The 14,557-nt window shown below is 68.4% G+C and carries 12 protein-coding genes; 5 read left to right on the top strand and 7 right to left on the bottom strand.

What is annotated here, in order from left to right; genetic code table 11:
- The first annotated feature begins 98 nt into the window (after positions 1–98).
- Together ACIG5A_RS05900 and ACIG5A_RS05895 are read left to right on the top strand one after the other, a co-directional pair.
- Entirely contained in the window at positions 99–881 is a 783-nt protein-coding gene (locus ACIG5A_RS05900; protein WP_397238174.1) for a methyltransferase domain-containing protein, read from the top strand.
- A gap of 65 nt (positions 882–946) precedes the next feature.
- On the top strand, positions 947–2,443 hold the full coding sequence (locus tag ACIG5A_RS05895) for an MFS transporter (protein WP_397238172.1): 1,497 nt from the start codon (positions 947–949) through the stop codon (positions 2,441–2,443).
- Here the strand turns inward: ACIG5A_RS05895 and ACIG5A_RS05890 are convergent, their stop codons facing one another.
- Both ACIG5A_RS05890 and ACIG5A_RS05885 read right to left on the bottom strand, forming a co-directional pair.
- Positions 2,444–4,162: a hypothetical protein gene (locus ACIG5A_RS05890; RefSeq protein ID WP_397238170.1), complete on the bottom strand. Its 1,719-nt coding sequence runs from the start codon at positions 4,160–4,162 to the stop codon at positions 2,444–2,446.
- Positions 4,159–5,196: a nitroreductase family deazaflavin-dependent oxidoreductase gene (locus tag ACIG5A_RS05885; protein WP_397238168.1), complete on the bottom strand. Its 1,038-nt coding sequence runs from the start codon at positions 5,194–5,196 to the stop codon at positions 4,159–4,161. Before ACIG5A_RS05885 ends, ACIG5A_RS05890 begins: the two co-directional genes overlap by 4 nt.
- 238 nt (positions 5,197–5,434) lie before the next feature.
- Between ACIG5A_RS05885 and ACIG5A_RS05880 the strand changes: the two genes are divergently transcribed.
- The 3 genes from ACIG5A_RS05880 to ACIG5A_RS05870 all read left to right on the top strand — a co-directional run bounded on the left by ACIG5A_RS05880 (position 5,435) and on the right by ACIG5A_RS05870 (position 8,899).
- Positions 5,435–6,439 carry an alpha/beta hydrolase gene (locus tag ACIG5A_RS05880; RefSeq protein WP_397238166.1) on the top strand — a complete coding sequence of 335 codons (1,005 nt, stop codon included), beginning with the start codon at positions 5,435–5,437 and terminating at the stop codon, positions 6,437–6,439.
- A complete protein-coding gene (locus ACIG5A_RS05875) occupies positions 6,436–8,148 on the top strand; it encodes a hypothetical protein (RefSeq protein WP_397238164.1) in 1,713 nt (570 codons plus the stop codon). Before ACIG5A_RS05880 ends, ACIG5A_RS05875 begins: the two co-directional genes overlap by 4 nt.
- 124 nt (positions 8,149–8,272) lie before the next feature.
- Positions 8,273–8,899: a hypothetical protein gene (locus ACIG5A_RS05870; RefSeq protein WP_397238162.1), complete on the top strand. Its 627-nt coding sequence runs from the start codon at positions 8,273–8,275 to the stop codon at positions 8,897–8,899.
- Here ACIG5A_RS05870 and ACIG5A_RS05865 read toward each other — a convergent pair.
- Genes ACIG5A_RS05865 through ACIG5A_RS05845 form a run of 5 tightly spaced genes read right to left on the bottom strand, consistent with a single transcriptional unit; the run spans position 8,886 to position 14,443 of the window.
- Complete coding sequence (locus ACIG5A_RS05865) at positions 8,886–10,541, bottom strand: FAD-dependent oxidoreductase (RefSeq protein ID WP_397238160.1); 1,656 nt, start codon at positions 10,539–10,541, stop codon at positions 8,886–8,888. The two genes, ACIG5A_RS05870 and ACIG5A_RS05865, sit on opposite strands and share 14 nt — an antisense overlap.
- A complete protein-coding gene (locus tag ACIG5A_RS05860; protein ID WP_397238158.1) occupies positions 10,534–11,049 on the bottom strand; it encodes a hypothetical protein in 516 nt (171 codons plus the stop codon). The genes ACIG5A_RS05865 and ACIG5A_RS05860 overlap by 8 nt, the downstream gene beginning before the upstream one ends.
- Positions 11,050–11,064: 15 nt before the next feature.
- Positions 11,065–11,511 (bottom strand): hypothetical protein, encoded by a 447-nt coding sequence (locus ACIG5A_RS05855; protein WP_397238156.1) that lies wholly within the window; start codon positions 11,509–11,511, stop codon positions 11,065–11,067.
- Positions 11,508–12,722, bottom strand: coding sequence for an FG-GAP repeat domain-containing protein (locus tag ACIG5A_RS05850; RefSeq protein ID WP_397238154.1), 1,215 nt, complete (start codon positions 12,720–12,722; stop codon positions 11,508–11,510). The genes ACIG5A_RS05855 and ACIG5A_RS05850 overlap by 4 nt, the downstream gene beginning before the upstream one ends.
- A gap of 2 nt (positions 12,723–12,724) precedes the next feature.
- Positions 12,725–14,443, bottom strand: a complete 1,719-nt coding sequence (locus ACIG5A_RS05845) for a hypothetical protein (RefSeq protein WP_397238152.1) — start codon at positions 14,441–14,443, stop codon at positions 12,725–12,727.
- Positions 14,444–14,557 lie beyond the last annotated feature (114 nt).

Genomic DNA, 14,557 nt, shown 5'->3' with positions numbered 1-14,557 from the left:
GGGACAATATAGAGTCGGTGGCGAACAGCCAACGCCGTGTTGCGAACAGTTTGGTGTGAACGCACTTTCGCGCACTTCTGGTCGAGGAGGACCACCCCATGACAGCAGGTACCGCGAGGGGAATATCCCTCGATCGGGTGACGGCACTGTTCGATCCGGCTAGGGTGCCCGATCTGGTCGATGTGTCGGCGGGCTACCTCGATCTGCTCGGGCGTGACGCGCCACGGTCGCGGGCACTCGGGCAGAGCGTGATGGAAGGCAGGCTGTATCCGAAGGTGTACAACGCGTGGCGGCCGGTGGCGGGCAGGCTGGCGGCGGGGCCGCGCGGGCTGTTCGAGCCCAAGCCCGAGCGTGCCAGGCTGATGCGGCGGTTCGATCCGCGGGTCGGCGCCACCGTGCTCGATATCGGCTGTGGGCCTGGTAATTTCACCACCGCGATCGCCGACCGGGTCGGACCGGCGGGTCTTGTTGTCGGGCTGGATATTTCGCCGACGATGCTGGGGCGTGCGGTGCGGGTCGGCGCGCGGGAGAACATCGGGTACGTGCGTGCCGACGCGCAGGCGCTGCCGTTCCCGGAGGGGCGCTTCGATGCGGTCAGTTGTTTCACCGCGCTGTTTCTCATGCCCGATCCCTTTCGCGCGCTCGACGAGATGGTGCGGGTGCTCGCACCCGGCGGGCGGCTCGCCGTCCTGACCAGCTGCGCCAATGCCGTGGCGGCGCTGCGGCCCGCCGAGCGGTTCGCGGCATCGCTGGCCGGTGTCACGATCTTCGGCAGGCACGAGATCACCGACGCGCTGCGCCGCCGCGGGGTCGGCGGGCTGGTGCAGGATTTCGCCGGGGCCGCGCAGGTGGTCGCGGGCGCCAAGCCGATATCTGGATAGCCGATAGGTCGGGACACAACCGTCGGCTACCGGGCAAATGCGTCGAATGCTGCAAGGATGCTGGCGTGCCATCCACTGTGCGTGCCAAGTCCGGCGAGCTGACAAGCCGTCGACGACTCGTGATCCTCGCCATCTGCTGCACGGCAGTGGTGATGGCGAATCTAGACACCACCGCACTCAATGTCGCGCTCCCGGCTATCAGTCGTGAGCTGCACACTTCGGTAGCGGGAGCGCAATGGACGATCGACGCGTACACCGTGGTGCTCGCGTGCCTGCTGACCTTTTCCGGTTCGCTGGCCGACCGGATCGGCAGGAAGCCCGTCTTCCAACTCGGTCTCGCGGTATTCGCTGTCGGATCGCTGGCATGCAGTCTCGCGCCCTCGCTCGGCGTGCTGGTCGGCTTCCGCATGGTGCAGGCGGTCGGCGGTTCGATGATGAACCCGGTGGCGATGGCGATCATCGCGACGGCCTTCACCGATCCAGGGCAGCGGGTCAGGGCCATCGGCGTATGGAGCGGCGCGATCGGCATCAGCATGGCGGCGGGGCCCGTCGTCGGCGGTTTTCTCGTCGATGCCGTCGGCTGGGAGGCGGTGTTCTGGATCAATGTGCCGATCGCGCTCGTGGCGCTCGCGCTCACCGCGCTGCTGGTACCGGATTCGAAATCGCGGACACCGCGCGCGTTCGACCCCGTCGGGCAGCTGCTCGTGGCCGGCGTGCTCGGTCTGCTGGTGTTCGCGATTATCGAAGGGCCGCACCGCGGTTGGGATTCGCCGGTAACCGTCGGCTGTTTTGCCGGTGCGGCGCTGAGCCTGGCCGCGCTGCTGTGGTACGAACCGCGGCATGCGCAACCGCTCATCGATGTGCGCGCCTTTCGATCCCCGCTGTTCAGTGGCGCGCTGGCCATCTCGGTCCTCGCGTACGCCGCGATGGGCGGGTTCCTGTTCCTGAATACCTTTTACCTGCAGGAGATTCGGGGAGACCGGCCGCTGCATGCCGGTCTCGAGCTGCTGCCGATGGCGGCCGCGCTGTGCGTCTTCGGGCCGCTGTCGGGCCGAATGGTCGCGGCGCGCGGCGCGCGGACGGCGCTCACCACCGGTGCGCTGCTGGCCACCGTTGCTGCGGTGATCCTCGGTGTCACCTTCGACAGCAGCGGCACCCTCACCCTGCTGATCGGCTATGCCCTCTTCGGTGCGGGGATCGGCCTGATCAATACCCCCATCACCGCGACGGCGGTGGCCGGATTGCCGCAGGCGCAGGCCGGGGTCGCCGCGAGCTTGGCGACCACCTCACGACAGGTCGGTCAGTCGCTGGGCGTCGCGGTGATCGGTTCGATCATCGCCAGCCAGCACGATGCGTTGCGCTCGGCGGCCGCCTTCCACGCCCCCGCCACCCACAGCTGGATGACCATCGCGGGCATGACGATCGCGGCCTTCGTCGTCGCCCGCGTCTGCACCGGCCGATGGGCGCGGGAGGTGCTCGCCGTCCCGGTCGGGCCGCGCGGACCGCGCCCCGAGGTGCCGCCGCCGGTCTCGCGGCCGATGGCGTTCGCCCCTGCCAGGTGATCAGCGAATGGTGCGCGTGGTGAAGTCGGCGATGGACACACCGACCTGATCCGGTCTGCCGTCGTTCTGTGTCGCGGCGCCGAGGATCATGTCGAGGTGGGTGTAGTTCGGGATCATCACCCGCTCGATATTCGGTGCTCCGGTAAAGACTTTCGCGGCGATCTCGCGGATGTCGAGCATGTCCTTCACCACGCTCTTGTCACCGTTGAGGGTGAGCATCGGCTTGCGCATCACCTCGGCCTCGTACCGGATCGGCGCCAGATCGTCGCTGCGGGTGCCCGCCAGTGCGAAGAAGGTGTCGTAGACGAACCGGGTCGGGAAATAGGTTTCGGTGAACGGTAGCCCGCTGCTCAGGATCCGCGCGAGGTCGGCGATGTCGACGACCTCGCGAGATCTGCTGGTGTAGAAGGTGTCCGGCGTCCGGCGATAGTCCGCCCAGTCGTAGAGCGCGCCGTGGTCGGTGGGCGCGACGCGCTTGCCGTGGCCGAGTTCGAAACCGATCAGCGGTCCGAGCGGCGACGTGTCGGCGGTATCGCCCGGCACCGGGAAGACGCGCTCGGTCACCGGTCCGCCGTCGAGGGTGCCGACGCTGAACTGGTACAGGCCCGCGGTCATCGAGTTGTCGTCGATGATCTCGCCGAGTAGTGCCTGATTCGTATACCGGTAGCTCAGCGGGCCGTTCTGGCCGGTGAGGAAGTCCTGATAATTGGTGGCCATCCCGCGAAAGGTGCTGCCCAGCTGCCAATCCAAGGGCAGTTGCCTGGTCAGTTCCGTCTCGTCCCGCGGCGCGAAGTTCGCGGCGAGTCCCGCGATGGACAGCGACTGCACCGATTTCGGATTGAAGAACGGCAGCAGCGCGGCATCGTTCGGCGCTAGACCGGCCTTCAGCAGTGCGGTGGTGGCGGCATAGGGGAGTGGTCCCGCCGCCGCGGCAAGGGATTTGAGGATCGGATCGACCTCGAGCCCGACCGGGTCGGCGGTGACGAGGGTATCGATGGCGACCCAGCCCGCGCACTGGTTGTAGCCCGCGTCGGCCGGATCGCCGGTGAAATCCCATGCGCCGAAGACGCCGACCATCAGTCCGCCGTGGGAATGCCCGCCGCACAGCGTCTTCGAGGCACGGAACTCGCGGTCCGGCAGTTCCCGTGTCATCAGCTCGTACTGGTCGCGCACCGTTTGGGCGAGGCCGAAGTCGGCGCTGCGCCTGTCGCCGAGCAGGCCGCGCCAGCCGCCGAAGCGGCGGCCGTCGATGTCCCTGTTGTTGTAGTAGTAGTCGAGCGCGATCCGGTAGTCACCGGCCGCCGCGGCGGCGGCCAGGCCGGTATCGTCCTGCTGGCAGACCCCGCGCCGGTTGATCGACCACCACTCGGCCTTCTTGCCCTGTGTCGCCAACTGTCCCAGGGTGTTCCTGGCGACCCGATCCAGCGAGTAGGCCGCGCCGACCGCGCCGGGCTGCATCACCAGCACCGCGTCGGCCCGCTGCGGATCCTCCGGGCCGTCGGTCATCCGATAGCGCAAATAGCTGAGCCGCTGACACTCCGGTGGTTGTGGTCCCGCGGCGGGCAGCATCGGGCTGTCGAGCACGATCTCCCTGACCTCGATGCCGCCCCAGTTCTCGACGACGCGCTCGGTGCGGCCCGGTTCGGCGTGCGCAACGGCCGCGACGGCCGAGGTGAAGGTGAATGTCGCCGCCACAGCGACCAATACGCGCTGTCTCACGCGGGCGTTCCTCCGTTGTCTTCGGCGATATCCAGCACGAGCACCTTGACCAGCCTGGTGAGCAGCCGTGCCACACCGGGCAGGTGCTCGGCGCCCGCCGCGTCGACGATCCGCGGATTGATCGCCTTCCTGGTCCGCCTGCGGTATGTGGCCTCGGCGCCGCCCGCGGCGAGCACATTGCGCACCCAATCGGCCCTGTCGCCATAGGCCAGCGGGATCATCAGCATCCCCGCGGTGTGGACACCGACCACCGGAACGCGGTAGCTCCGCCCGGATCGACGGCCGACGTGGTGAATCACCGTGTACGGCGGCACCTTTCCCGCGGTGACGCCCGCCACCCGATTGGTGACCACCTTGTTGAACGCGGGCACCCAGCCCGGCATGATGCCGTCGCCGGTCTCCGCGTCGCGCACCCAGCGGAACGGGCCGCGCCGCCACATCGCCGGTTCCGGTTCCACCCCATGGCTTTTCAGCAGCATGGCCAGCATCTCGTAGTGGCCGACCAGCATGCACAGATCCGCGCGCTGGGCATCGGACAGGCATTCCGACAGGCCGTCCCAGGTTTCGTCACCGATCATCCGATCGGCGTGCAGTTCGTCGACTGCGCGCAGCAGCCACCGCTGATGCGGCGTCCACCCCTGCGCCTCGGGTCCCTCGGCCACCCGCTGCACCGTCTCCAGTGAAAGCCCGCTGAAGCGTGCGGCATACACGTGATGATGCCATTCGTAGCGGGCACCCACGTCCCACGCGGTGCGCAGGGTCGCCAGCTCGCAATCGACCCGCGACAGCGCGCTGCCGGGGACGACGCGCAGCCCGAGCGGCGCGTAACCCCAGAACAGTCCGCCGCTGCGGCCCATCACCTCGAGCACCTTGATCCGGCGCCCGCCGCCGAGGAAGCCGCCGAACCTGGCCACCAGCCAGGTGCCGGTCTCGGTGCGCCGGAACGCGCCGAGTGCGGTGATCCGCTCGGTATCCGCGGCCCGCCAGTGCGGTGCGGCGTCCGTGCCTGCCGCGACATCAGGCTTGAGTTTCATCGTCGTCCTTCGCTCAGGCGGGCGCGGCCGACCACGCCGTCCGGATCAGACAGACGTTAGTGAGCACGTCGACCCTGCGACCAGGCCGATTCCGGTCTGAACATTGACCGATTCCGCCACGGCACGGCCGTGAGGTGGCGGATCGGGTCAATCAGTCGGCGGCTCGGGACGTGGTCTCGCCGACCGTCCGGGACATACCGTCATCGAGTCGAGGTCGCCTGTGTCCGAGGGGGATTCCATGCCGCTGCACCGCATTTCGCGCACCGCCGTAGTCGTCGGTGCGGTAGCGATGTCGCTGGCCGCCGGCACACCCATGTCGTCGGGGGACACCGGCGCCTCGATCGCCGCACACGGTCCGCGGGTACGGGCCGAGCTGCTGGCCGATGTGCCCGCGACCGTGTTGCTGCCCACCGGCTACGACAGCTCGGCCGAACGCCGCTATCCCGTTCTCTACCTGCTGCATCCGTATCGCGGCACCGAGACCTCCTGGCTGGACGACGCCCACGTCGCGGAGCTGGCCGGCACGGAGGACACCATCGTGGTGATGCCGCGCATGCCTACCTCGGGACTGGTCGTCGATTCCGCCAACGGCCGCTGCCGGGACGAATCGCGCATGATCGACGGGCTCGTCCCCGCGGTGGACGCGAAATACCGGACTGTCGCCGATCGCCGCGATCGCGCGGTGGCCGGGGTGAATTCGTCGGGCATCTCCGCGATGTACCTCGCGGCCCGGCATCCCGAGGTGCTCGGCATCGCGGGTGCGATGTCGGCGCCGCTCGACCTGTCGTTAGGGCTGGGGACGGCAGGTCGAGTGGGCGCCACCGCATTTCTGGCCGCCATCGCGGGGGAGTGCGGTAATCCGCTGGGGCAAGGGTTGTTCGGCGCGCCGACCGACGAAACGGCCTGGGCACGGCGCAATCCCGCGGATCTGGCGGCGCAGCTCGGTGATTCGGCGGTCTACGTGTCCGCCGGAAACGGCATCCCGTGTCAGATCGGCGATCTGGTCGCGCCGCTGCCGGTCGAGCCCGGCGAGGCGCTCGTCGACGTGGCCAGCCGGATCTTCCCGTCCGAACCATTCCCCGCCTACTCCGCGCAGAGCTTCGCGCAGGCACTGAACCGCGCTCAGGTGCGCCACACCGCGGACTTCGGTGGTTGCGGCCAGCACACCTGGCTCGACTACCGTAGACAGCTGGCGAAATTCCTGCCGTGGATGTCGGCGGCGTTCGGCAAAGCCACCTCATGATTCGACGCCTGCGCTGGTGCTGTGCGGTGCTGCTCGGCGTGACCGCGCTACCCGTTGCCGCGCACGCAGAGCACCCGGCGGCGCGCACCGAGACGGTGATCGCCACCGACGGCGATATCGTCGTGAGCCGGGTGCGGCTCGCGGACCAGCTGCCCCCGGGAAGCCCACCGCATCCACCGGCCTGCGACGAGATCGAATACCTGCGCTACCGGTCGGCCGGCGGCGCGGACGATCCACAATCCGCCGACGGCGTGCTGCTCGCGCAGACCGCGGCCTTCTTCGGCGCCACCTCGATGGAACCGCTGGCGCGCAACACCATTCACCAGCTGGCCGCGCGCGGCACCCATGTCGAATGGTGGACCCAGCCGCGCCGGAGCACCTGCGCGTTCGACTATTCCGGCATCGCGGCCGCCGATCGGGCACGCGACGGCCGGGTGGCTTTCGACTACTACTTCGGCGACAAGGAGATCGAAGGCCGCCGGTTCGGCGGCTTCCGGCCGAATTCCGAACTGCGCTACCTCGCCGAGATCGGGTTGGCCCGCAATGTCGCCGACATCCACACGGTGTTGCTGCGCGAACTGCCCGATCCCGAATTCCGCGCACGGAAGACGTTCTGCGGTGGACCCTCCGACGGTGGGCTCATCGTCGGTGCCTTCGCCGCATGGGATTTCGGCGGCGGACCGCAGCGGGCCGGTTATCGGCAGTGCGCGGGATTCTTCGCGCTGGAGTCGCTGATCAACGCGGATGTGCTCGGCCTGCAGTCGGTTCCGGCGCTCGCGGCCACGGCGCCGATCCTCGGCGGGCTGCCCTACGAGCTCGCCGTGGCCGGATTGCGTTCCGGCGGCGTACCGGTGAGCTTCAGCGGCATTCCCTTCGTCGAACCACAGTTCATGGCGTTGCTCGCCGTGCTCGGTTCCGCCGCATGGCACCGGCCCGACGAGGAATCCGGCCTGGCCGCACGTATCGTCGCGACCTGGCAGAACGAGATCGCCACCCGGGGCGCGTTCGCGGCCACCTACGACGAGTTCCTCACCGGCGCAGACGCATTGCGTGAGTACCGCTTCACCGATGAGGGGCTGCTCGGCATGCTGACCAGCGAGCACACCTTCAGTTTCAGCCCGCTGCAATTCAGTATCGGCGCACCGGCGGGTGGGCCGGTCGCGGAGAAGGAATTCCCGTGGCGCGATTCCGCGGTCGCGAACACACCGCTCGGGCCGCTGGCGCGGATCGTCACGGGCCCCGGCCCCCGGGTCGCGCCGACCGACAAGCACGCGGTCTACGGCTGGCACGACTACGACGATCTCGCCGACGTCCCGTACGCCCCAGCGGATTCCGCGGTGGTGAGCATTCGCGATCTGGCGCGGGCGATGGCTGCCGCCCCGGGTGACGGTATGGGTTTCGTCGACCCGTACTTCACCGCCCGGCTGAGCATCGATCTGCAGGCCGCGCACACCGGGGTCAGGACCGGCGACCTCGCGCCGCTGCGCTACGACGCCGAAGCGCGTAATCGCCCCATTCTCACCGTGTTCGGCACCGAGAGCTGGCCGCTGCTACCCGCGGGCGCGGTAGGCGCACTACCGGCCGACACCGTCTACATCCACGGCTATACCCACGCGGACTCCACGCTGGGCGCCGAGCGGCAGAACAACGGCAAACCGGAGCCCATGGCCGCCGCCCTCACCGAATTCGTGACGCGGCACCTGTCCTAGGCACCGCCTGTGCCCGCGCGCGGGTGTCCTGTGAGTGGACCGGCAGCTGTCGCTCTCGTGCGCAGGCACGTATCGTTGCGCTGCGCCCGCGCTGTGGGCAGGCCGGTAACGAGGGGGCTCCACCATGCACCAACCACCCTTCCCGCCTGCGTCGTACCCGCCGGGCCGGGTTCCGCCGCAACGCGTCAAGCCCTCGGGCTGGTGGTACGGGTTCGGCGCGCTGTTGATCGCGTTCGGCCTCGTCGGCGGCGTGGCGCTCGGCGTGCTGAGCGCGTTCCAGGCGGTGAACGAAATCTTCGACCTGCAACGGACACCGGTGCCGAGCCAGCGCACGATGCGGTTCGATCGCGCGGGCGCCTACACCCTCTACTACGAATATCCAGGGGCTGCCGAGGGTGCGCCGCCACCGTCGACCGTCGTCGTGCGGATCACCACGTGGGACGGGACGGTCCTGCCGCTTGCACCGGTCGACGAGCACGACAGCTACCACAGCGGCGGCTACGAGGGCCGCGCCGAACGGACCATCCAGGTGACTCAGCCGGGCAACCACATCGTCACCGTCGAGGGCCGCGCCGGCGTCACCCTCGCCGTCGGGCGCGGTGATATGCGCGGGGAATTCCGCTGGTTCGTCATCGCGATCTGTCTGGGCATCGCCGGACCGATCCTCGGTATCGTCGTCCTCGTGGTGGTGGGGCTGTGGCGGCGGGCGAACCGCGCAAAGCTGCACCGCTATTCGTTCAGCCCGCGCTGAACGCGATCGGTGTCGCCACGCGCGCACCGGGTTTCGGATCGATGAAGCTCATCGCGCGTTCGGCCATCGCGGTGATGGTCAGGCTCGGGTTGACGCCGACATTGGCCGGGATGGCCGCGCCGTCGCAGACCAGCAGGCCGGTGTAGCCGAACACCTCGTGCCTGGCGTTCACGACACCGGCCGCTGGCGTGCCGCCGATCGACGCGCCACCGAGGAGGTGCGCGGTGGTCGGAATCGCGAATACCGCTTCGGGTACGGCGGCTTGCACGACACCGCCGATCTGTCCCGCTATCCACTCGGCCGCAGCATAGCCCGCCGGAATGAGGTGTGGGATAGGGTGATCCGGGTCCTGACGGGTGGTCAGGACCGGATAGCCGGTCGGCAGGCGGAATTTCACGTGCAGTGCGATCGCGTTGTCGACGGTCTGCATGGTGGTCAGCAGCATGGAACGCCGCGACGCGTGCCGGATTCGGCTCGCCCTGCCGAAGCGCAACGGATGCCGGATGGCATGGGCGGCAAAGAAGAATGGGCGGGTGCGGCGGCCGCCGCGCGGGGTGGCCAGCGTCGTCAACAGCGACATCAGATCGCCGTTGGTTCCATAGGTGACCGGCTGAATATGGGTGTCGGCGGCAGGTTCGGCGCCGGAGGTCAGCGCCAGGCCGCTGGCGAAATCGTAGCTGTCGTCGGGTGCGGTGACGGCCAGAATGGATTCGCTGTTGGTGCGCACCGATTCGCCGAGGCGCCCGGACAGCGCGGGCAGTGAACCGGCGAGCTTGCAGCGCAACAGGAGCCGGTTGGTGCCGAGCGCGCCACCGGCGACCACGACGGCGCGCGCGGTCAGCGTCTGGCGTTCGCGGCGCACCCAGCGGCCGGTACGGACGGTCGTGACGCGGTAGCCGTCGCGGCCGTCGCTCGCGCCCAGCGGCCTGATGTCGGTGACGGTGCGTTCCGGCATGATTCGCGCACCCTGGCGTTCGGCGAACCACAGGTAGTTCTTGACGAGGGTGTTCTTCGCGTTGTGCCTGCACCCGAGCAGGCAACTGCCGCAGCGGATACAGCCCGCGCGATCGGGTCCGGCGCCGCCGAAGTACGGGTCGGGCACCGTCTTTCCCGGTTCGCCGAGGAAGACCCCGACCCGGCTACGGGCGTAGGTATCGGCGAAGCCGTGTTCGAAGGCGTACTCGTGCAAGAGAGAATCGGCGGCGCCGTCCTCGTCGTAGGTGGTGACGCCGAGCATCCGCTCGGCGGTGTCGTAGTGCGGTGCCAGTTCGGCGGCCCAGTCGCCGAGCTCGGCCCACTGCGGGTTGGCCGCGAATTCCGGCCTGGCCCGATACAGCGTGTTCGCGTAGGTGAGCGATCCGCCACCGACGCCCGCGCCGGTCACCACGAAGACATCCTTGAACAGCGTCGGCCGGAAGATCCCCTTCATGCCGAGCCCCGGCAGGAAGTAGTACCTGCGCACCTGCGATGCGCGCTCGGCGAAATCGGTGTCGGCGAAGCGCCGGCCCGCCTCGAGTACGCCGACCCGATACCCCTTCTCGCTCAACCGCAGTGCGGCGACGCTGCCGCCGAAGCCGGACCCGACGACGAGCCAGTCGAAGTCGAACGCGGGCTCGGCCGTGGGTGATTCGCCATCACCCATCGATACCCCCGCTGGCCGTGCCCGGCTCCTCGGTCCGCGGCGTTGGCGGGCGCTGGTTGATGAACCGGAAACAGGACCGCTGACCGCCATCGCCCTGCATCGCGGTGCTCGCACATACCTGGCGGTATTCCCTGGCGGGCAACTCGGAAAGGAAACCGTAGATGTAGCCGTTGGCGCACTGCCCGGCCAGCTGATGCACTTCCGCCGCGCCGTCGACGGTGTCGAAGACGATGGCGCCGGTCGCGCACGCGGTGTCGAGCAGCCCGAGATCGGCCAGCCAGCCGATGGTGAGAATGCGCCACTCCGGGTTCACATTCCAGAACGCGCCGTCGAAGGTGACACCGGCCGGTTGCAGGTTGGTGTGTTTGAAGTCGATACCGCCGAGGCCGAGGGTGAAGGTGATCGGCGGCAGGATCGGCGGTGCGGTCGGCTGCGCGGAAACCGGTGCGGCACCGGCGATGCCGAGGAACGCCAAGCCGACGAGGCCGGTCAGGAAGCGGTGATTCATAGCTCGCGCCGTTCGTCAGTCGTTGGGAAAGCGGAAGCAGGTGGTTGTCTTGTGCGGGGCCACGTCGACCTCGCCGCAGACCTCCGCGTAGTCACCGGCCTGCCTGCGTGCGGTCACGAAATAGATCGACGGCGCGCCGCACGCGGTGCCGACCGGCACGATCTCGGGCGCGCCGCCGTCCTTCGGATAGAACAGGAAACGTGCGGTGGCGCAGGTGTTGTCGAACGGGATGGCATCGCCGAGCACGCCGATTACCCCGGGTTGGAGGGCGGGCTGGACGGTCACGATGTCGCCGTCGAAGAGCGCGCCCGCAGGCACTGCGGTGAAGTGGGTGAGGCTGGTTCCGCCGAAGCTGGTGGCCCAGCTCAGCACCGGCTCGACGGCATGGGCGGGCGTCGCCGCGCAGGTCGTCGCCGCGAACGAACCACCGAGGGCGAGCGCTCCGAGGATCGGCTTGATCATTGGTCTCCCTTGGGTACGCGATTGACCAGCACGGCGACGTCCTGGGAGAGACTGCTCATGCTCACCAGCGACGGCTGGCGATCCCGTCGCAGTTCGGCGACTTCCGCCGCCTGCGGGCCGAGCCCGATGGTGTGCTGTTCGAGGTAGGTGAAGGTGCGGTCGCCGTTGTTGCGGTAGATCATCGCGGTCGACGGCAGGTATTGCAGTGCGGCGATATCCTTGCGGCCGTCGCCGTCGAAATCGGCGACGGCGACCGCACACGGCGCGATCGCGCCGAAGGTGATCTGTGGCGCCCCGAAGTTGCCCCGCCCGTTGCCATATTGGACCGAGAAGCTGAATGCGGCGATATTGGCCGACACCACGTCGAGGTTGCCGTCGCCGTCGACATCGTCGAGTTTCAGGTCTTCGTCGGGCAGTGGTAGCAGATTCCAGCGCGGCACCTCGAAGCCACCGCGGCGGTCGTTGAGCACCGCCCAGAAGCCGAGGGTGCCGAGATCACCGGTGACCAGGTCCGGCCAGCCGTCACCGTTGAGATCGCCTGCCAGCACGGTCGATCGGCCGATACCCGCCGGAATCCAGCGCGGCGCGGCGAAATGCCCCGCACCGTCGTTGTCCATGATGGCGATGGCGCCCGGAATCGGAACCAGGTTGTTGAATGCCAGGTCGGGCCGTCCGTCGTGGTTGTAGTCGGCCAGCGCCGCGCCGAACGGTATGCCGCCGGTGCGGCGGGTGACGTTGGGGTTGAAGTCCATCGAGTAGGTGCGATCGACGGTGAAGTTGCCGTGCCCGTCGTTGAACAGCACCGTCACGCTCAGGAAATTCGTCACCACCAGGTCGAGGGATCCGGTGCCGCGCAGGTCGGCGGCGGCGACCGCGTTCGCCCCGACCTCGGTGTGGTAGAACGCGATTCGATCGAGCCGACCTGTTCCGTCACCGCGCAGGATGGCCACGCCGTCGACCAGCCCGGTCGAGGCGACATCGACATTCCCGTCGCCGTCGAGATCGCCCACCGCCATGGTCTGCGACCCGACGCCGGGACCGAGTCCGCCGGAAGGATATTGGACCGATTCCTCGAACAGGGGGTTCGGTCCCGCCGAACCGGAACCCGAACCCGTTGGGGGAGCGGCGGATACATTTCCGACACCGCCGATCGCCAAGCCCGCCACCAGCACGGCTGCCGCACCCGCGGCGCGCCATTGTTCAGTTGTCATCCTCACCCCTGCGGTGTGCAGTCGTAGAACGCGGGACCCCAGTTGTTCTGGATGAAGATCTGCGGCCGCAGAATGGCCTGCTCCAGCGTCGCCCGGTCCGGGATGGTCACGCACAGGCTCGGTCCACCCGGGCCGTCGGGTGAGTACTCGGTCGGGACGGCTCGCGACAAGCCGTCCATCGGCCGCGCCAGCGCGTCGCAGGCGCCTTGATCGGCGTCGGCGCGCCCGTAGCACTTGAACCAGTTCATCGCGTAGTACACCGACAGATTCGCCGTCTTGGCGTTGCGCGGCACACCGAGCCAGTTGATCGAATCGCCGTGGCTGCCACCCTCATACGTGATGAACTGCGCCGGGCTGGTGCTGCGCGGATCGCGGCGGATCTTGTCGTAGAGCTCCTTGGTGCCGATCGGCCCGTCGGTGGCGTCGATGATCGGGTTCTCCGTCGGCCAGAATCCGGTGGCCCAGATGCCGGGAATGTCGAAGTCCGCCGTCTGCACCTGTAGCGGCGCCGACGCGGGCACCTGGGTGAACCCCGACATACCCACCACCGAGCTCACCCGTGGCAGCGGCCGCCCATCGATGCCGTGGCCCTTGGCCTGCCAGTTCAGATATGAGGTCATGCCGATGGAGCCGACCGACTGACCCCACAGGTTGAGGTGCGCCAGGTCGAGCCGGTCCAGCCACGGGTTGCGCATATTCGCGCCGACGGGGGCGTAGAGCGGATTGGCGCGCACCAGACGGGGATTGCCGAGTTGCAGTACGGTGGCGACCTCGTTGGCCAGATCGAACACCGGGAGCACGTCCTCACCCGCGACCCAGCGCACCACATCCTGAGCGTCGCGGCAGGAACCCGGCGCGAAACAGTGCTCGACGCTGAACAGCGGTGAGATCAGGTCCAGCGCATTGCCTTCCGATCCCGGCTGGCCCGCCTGGGCGAAGGTGAACGCCACGAAACCGTTGCGCACGCTGGACTGCGCGTACATGGCGACATCGTTCTGGGATTCGGAGGCGCCGGGCATCCCGATCGTCACCGGATACTTCTCGGTGGCCTCCTCGGCGCCCTCCGGGAAGTAGACCTTGCCCGACAGGCGGATGCCGCGGGAATTGACCACGCGGAACTTGCGCACCGTGCCGAGTTTGAACGTGGCCGCCGAATCGCCTGCGGCACAACCGCCGTCGGCCGTCTCGTACAGCACCGTCGCGCTCGGGGTCAGGCACGGATAGCGGAATTTTCCCTCCTGCACCGCGGGATCGTCGTAGTCGTCGTCGACCATCGCGTCGTCGAGATCGGCGATGCCGAAGCGGCCGTTGTTGTTCCAATCCGGCGTGTAATACGGGTGCGGCGGAAATCCGGCGCCGAACGGCGCGACATGGGTGATCGCATCCCAGATCTTCTGTGCCGCTTCGAGTTGCCTGCGCTGGGCGTCGGGGGCGTTGTAGGTCTCCGGTTTCGTCAAGTCCTCGAACGGCTTGGTCAGTTTGCCCAGGTTGGTCAGAATGCCCGCCCGGACAAAGTAATCCAGCATGCCCGGCGTCATGGCCTCTTGCATCGGCCCGGTCAGCACCTGCAGTATCTCGGTGAACGGATAGGCGGGATCGGGCGGCTGCGGCGCGGGTAGTGGTTGCGCGCCCGCGGGTGCGACACTCGCGCCCGCGGCGCCGAGCGCCATGGCGAGCCCCACCGCGATAACACCACGGGCAAATCGACGCCGATCTGTCACTGAATCCTCCTGTGACACCGCAGAAACCCCCGTGATCAGCGACGCTACGGATGCGGCACGCGCGCGGTAATGACCGCGCCCGTCACCTCATTGACAGTTGGCGACAAGCTCGCA

It is taken from the genome of Nocardia sp. NPDC052566, from assembly GCF_044547285.1.
GTDB lineage: Bacteria > Actinomycetota > Actinomycetes > Mycobacteriales > Mycobacteriaceae > Nocardia.
This window is presented reverse-complemented; position numbering and strand designations above follow the sequence as displayed.

What these genes read in the sequence shown, in the direction of transcription:
- ACIG5A_RS05865 (WP_397238160.1), bottom strand. Translation starts at nt 10,541, where the DNA reads ATGGGTGATGGCGAATCACCCACGGCCGAGCCCGCGTTCGACTTCGAC.
- ACIG5A_RS05885 (WP_397238168.1), bottom strand. Translation starts at nt 5,196, where the DNA reads ATGAAACTCAAGCCTGATGTCGCGGCAGGCACGGACGCCGCACCGCAC.
- ACIG5A_RS05855 (WP_397238156.1), bottom strand. Translation starts at nt 11,511, where the DNA reads ATGATCAAGCCGATCCTCGGAGCGCTCGCCCTCGGTGGTTCGTTCGCG.
- ACIG5A_RS05860 (WP_397238158.1), bottom strand. Translation starts at nt 11,049, where the DNA reads ATGAATCACCGCTTCCTGACCGGCCTCGTCGGCTTGGCGTTCCTCGGC.
- ACIG5A_RS05875 (WP_397238164.1), top strand. Translation starts at nt 6,436, where the DNA reads ATGATTCGACGCCTGCGCTGGTGCTGTGCGGTGCTGCTCGGCGTGACC.
- ACIG5A_RS05880 (WP_397238166.1), top strand. Translation starts at nt 5,435, where the DNA reads ATGCCGCTGCACCGCATTTCGCGCACCGCCGTAGTCGTCGGTGCGGTA.
- ACIG5A_RS05850 (WP_397238154.1), bottom strand. Translation starts at nt 12,722, where the DNA reads ATGACAACTGAACAATGGCGCGCCGCGGGTGCGGCAGCCGTGCTGGTG.
- ACIG5A_RS05870 (WP_397238162.1), top strand. Translation starts at nt 8,273, where the DNA reads ATGCACCAACCACCCTTCCCGCCTGCGTCGTACCCGCCGGGCCGGGTT.
- ACIG5A_RS05900 (WP_397238174.1), top strand. Translation starts at nt 99, where the DNA reads ATGACAGCAGGTACCGCGAGGGGAATATCCCTCGATCGGGTGACGGCA.